Consider the following 3586-nt stretch of genomic DNA (forward strand, 5'->3'; position numbering starts at 1 on the left):
ACCGATTGCCCTAAGAATCCCCGCTGCATCGAGCGTCCCGGACGCTTCAAGCGTCCGGGACGCTGTGTCGCTCGGAAACGCTCTGGCCGGGAGCGTGTGAGGACTCGTTCACCCTCACCCCCGGCCCCTCTCCCTGAGGGAGAGGGGAGGACGAACGATTTTGTTCCGAGGGTTATTTACTCTCCAGCCGCTTCTGCCAACGGGCGATCTGGGCGGCGACCTGCTCGCGGCCGCCGCCGCCGTAGCTTTTGAGGGCCGCGGCGGCGTTGGCCGCTCCGAGCACGCCCCGCAAACCCTCGGAGCCGCCTTTTACGAGGCGTTCGTCGGCCTCGGCGAACTCCGCATCGGTCAGGTCGGCTAAACGTCGGCTGCTTTGTTCGCACAGGGCGACCAGCTTGCCGATGACGCCGTGGGCGGTCCGCATGGGGACGCCGGAACGGATCGCATATTCCATGAGGGCCGTCGCATCGAGGAACCCGTCCTCCAACCGGGCGGCGATCCGCTCGCGGTTCAACGTCGCCCCGGCCACGATCTGCGGCATTAATTCGAGGCAGGCGACGACGGTGTCGTGGGCGTCGAACAGCGGCGACTTGTCTTCCTGCAGGTCTCGGTTATAAGCCGTCGGCAAGCCTTTCAGCAGCACCATCACCTGCATCAACGCGCCGACGACCCGGGCGCTTTTCCCGCGGATCAACTCCGGCACGTCCGGGTTTCGCTTTTGCGGCATAATGCTCGACCCGGTCGTATAAGCATCCGGCAGGCTGAGAATGCCGAATTCCGTGCTGAACCAGACGACCCATTCCTCCGCCCACTGCGAAAGGTGCGTGGCGGTCAGCGAGAGGGCGAACAGATACTCGGCCAGAAAATCCCGGTCGCTGGAGACGTCCAGACTGTTCGCCGCCGGGCGATCGAAGTGCATTAGTGCAGCAGTGCGATCGCGGTCGATCGGCAGCGTCGTGCCGGCCAGAGCCGCGGCGCCCAGCGGGCATTCGTTCAACCTGGCCCGGCAATCGCGGAGCCGGCCGCGGTCGCGGTCCAGCTTCTCGACCCAGCAGAGCCAACTATGCGAGGCGCTCACCGGCATCGCCCGTTGCAGGTGCGTGAAGCCGGGGATGACCACGTCCAGATCGCCCTCGCAACGGCCGACGAAGGCGCGTTGCAGGTCCTGTAATAATCCGTCGACCGTCTCGCAGGACTCCCGGACGAACAGTTTGAGGTCCGTGGAGACCTGATCGTTCCGACTGCGGGCGGTGTGCAGCTTGCGGCCGGCGTCGCCGATGCGTTCGGTGAGGGCCGACTCGATATGCATGTGCACGTCCTCCAGTTCCGTGCGGAACGGGAACTTGCCGGCGCGGATCTCCGCGAGGATCGCGTCCAACCCGTCGTGGATCGCGTCGCGCTCGTCGTCCGTCAGCAGTCCGACCTCCGCGAGCATCGTGGCGTGGGCCTTGGAGCCGGTTACGTCGTGCGGGGCGAGGCGGGCGTCGAAGGAGATGCTTTCCGTGAACGCCTCCACCCGCGGGTCCGTGCCGCCTTCGAAGCGACCCCCCCACGCCTTGCCCGGCGAGCCGGGGGGCTTGTCCCCCCGGACCGGGTTCGGAGCGGCAGAGGAGGCGGGATCAGGCACGGCGATGACTAGCGATGACGGGGATGCGGGGCGAAACCGGCGTTCGACGGCGAAACGGCGGGCCGGTCGCGCGGGTCGAAGCGGTCGGGCGGGAGTGTGCGTCCGGGGACGGCCGCCGACAACCGCGCGGAGGGCGTCGCCCCTGCCGAACGGGGGCGCCGGCTGCGTAGTTTGGACCGGTTCCGTCAACAATTCGTTCGCCCGCCGACCCCTTCGTCATGTCGCCCCACCTCATCCGCCGTCTCGTCCCGAGCCTGCTGGGAGCGGGGTTGCTCGTGGTGATCGCCCCGACGCCGGGCGCCGCCGCGGACGATCTGAACCAGCCGGCCGACGCCCCCGGGACGATCACCCCACGGGTCGCGCGACGCATGGCGACGCAGGAAAAGCCGGTCCCGGACGCCGCGCTGGAAGCGCCCAGCGAAGCCCCCGAACCCTCCGTGCGGCAGACGCCGATCGGCACGCGAATTTCCCCGCGCATCACCCGAGACGCCTACCGGGCGGCGTACTACGCCGTGCCGTTCAACCTCGCGGAGCAGCGGGCGAACCCGGGCTACCGTCACGCCGCGGCGATGAAGTTCTTGACCGGCGAATATCCCCCGCCGGCGCCGGTCGTCGCTCCGCAACCGGCGTTCCCCGCGGGCGGGGCGCCGTTCTACGGGCAGTCGCCGGCGCGCGGGTTTCCGGGCCTCGTGCTGCCGGACGGTTTCAGCGGCCCGCCGACGTTCGGCCCCCCGCCGTACGCCTTCGACCGTGTGCAGGGCGTCGTGCCGACGTTCGTGAACCGCTATCAAACCCCGCGGGTGTTCCTCCCACGGCGGTGAACGTCAGATTCAAGTAGCGACGAGAAACACCTGCACCGCGGCGATTGCGTCTTCGTCGGGCATTCGCCACGCCGGCCCCTCCGCGTCCGGTTCCCATCCCGCCGAGAGAGCGGATTCGATCAACGCCCGCACGACTGCGGGGGTGATAGCCGCGAGCTGCCTCGCCGCATGCTCAGTGTCGTGCATCTGATCGACCCAGTCCGTGAACGGCAGGCGGGCCAGTAGTTTGCGGCCACGTCCGCCGGCGTCCTGAATGACGATCGACGCATCCGGCTGAAATGACTGGTGCCGCACGGCCCAGCGATAATCCCGCTCGCAGACACGGATTGGTCGCGAGCGGCGGGCGGAAAGGGCCATAGGTCGTCTCGACGGAGGGAGTGATTACTCGGCGGTCTGCTTCTCCGCGGCGGCTTTCTTGCCGTGCTCTTTGAGGAGCAACGCTCCGCCGGCTTCCGCGCCCCAGATCTCGTTGAGCCGCGGGATGCGGCCGCAGTTCGCGGCGTAGGAGTTATATCGACCCGGGCTTTTGATGTAGAAGTCCTGGTGATAGTCCTCGGCCTCGTAGAAGGCGGAGGCGGGAAGGATCTCCGTGAAAACGTGCCGGTCGAATCGCTTCTGAACCGCCTTGGAGGAAGCCTCCGCGGCCTGCTTCTGTTCCGGCGAGTTGTAGCAGATCGCGGTGCGATACTGCGTGCCCCGGTCGACGAACTGGCCGTTCTTCTGGAACGGGTCGATGTTCAGCCAGAACATGCGCAGCAGCGTGTCGTATTTCAGCTTCTTCGGGTCGTAGACGATCTTCAACGCCTCCGTGTGGCCGGTGCGGCCGGCGGAGACCTGATAATAGGTGGGGTCTTCGACGTCGCCGGCGGTATAGCCGCTGGTGGTGGAGATCACGCCATCGAGACTGTCGAACGGCTTCTCCATGCACCAGAAGCAGCCGCCCGCGAAGATGGCGGTCTCCCACCTGTTCGCCTTGATCTCCTCCGCGGTCGGCGCCGCGGCGCCGGCGCTCGGCGGCAGCGGGGCGGGCTCAATCGCCCAGCCCACGGCCGCACAGCCGAAGGCGGCGGCGGCGAGCAGCGCAACGGAGGCGTGCGGAACGCGGCGGGCGGGGGAAGCGGTGGAGGAGGACACGGGG

Annotated in this window: 4 protein-coding genes; 1 reads left to right on the plus strand and 3 read right to left on the minus strand. The window is 67.9% G+C overall.

The window, feature by feature from the left end; translation table 11 throughout:
* Positions 1-172 precede the first annotated feature (172 nt).
* Positions 173-1627, minus strand: coding sequence for an argininosuccinate lyase (gene argH / locus LzC2_RS20775; protein WP_171189940.1), 1455 nt, complete (start codon positions 1625-1627; stop codon positions 173-175).
* Between the two features lie 218 nt (positions 1628-1845).
* On the opposite strand from argH, the gene LzC2_RS20780 reads away from it, so the two are divergent.
* Positions 1846-2448: a hypothetical protein gene (locus LzC2_RS20780; protein ID WP_171189941.1), complete on the plus strand. Its 603-nt coding sequence runs from the start codon at positions 1846-1848 to the stop codon at positions 2446-2448.
* 9 nt (positions 2449-2457) lie between these two features.
* Here LzC2_RS20780 and LzC2_RS20785 read toward each other — a convergent pair whose 3' ends face one another.
* Positions 2458-2805: a hypothetical protein gene (locus LzC2_RS20785; protein ID WP_171189942.1), complete on the minus strand. Its 348-nt coding sequence runs from the start codon at positions 2803-2805 to the stop codon at positions 2458-2460.
* A gap of 24 nt (positions 2806-2829) precedes the next feature.
* On the minus strand, positions 2830-3582 hold the full coding sequence (gene msrA / locus LzC2_RS20790; protein WP_171189943.1) for a peptide-methionine (S)-S-oxide reductase MsrA: 753 nt from the start codon (positions 3580-3582) through the stop codon (positions 2830-2832).
* Positions 3583-3586: the final 4 nt, after the last annotated feature.

This window comes from Alienimonas chondri (assembly GCF_013036045.1).
Lineage (GTDB): Bacteria > Planctomycetota > Planctomycetia > Planctomycetales > Planctomycetaceae > Alienimonas > Alienimonas chondri.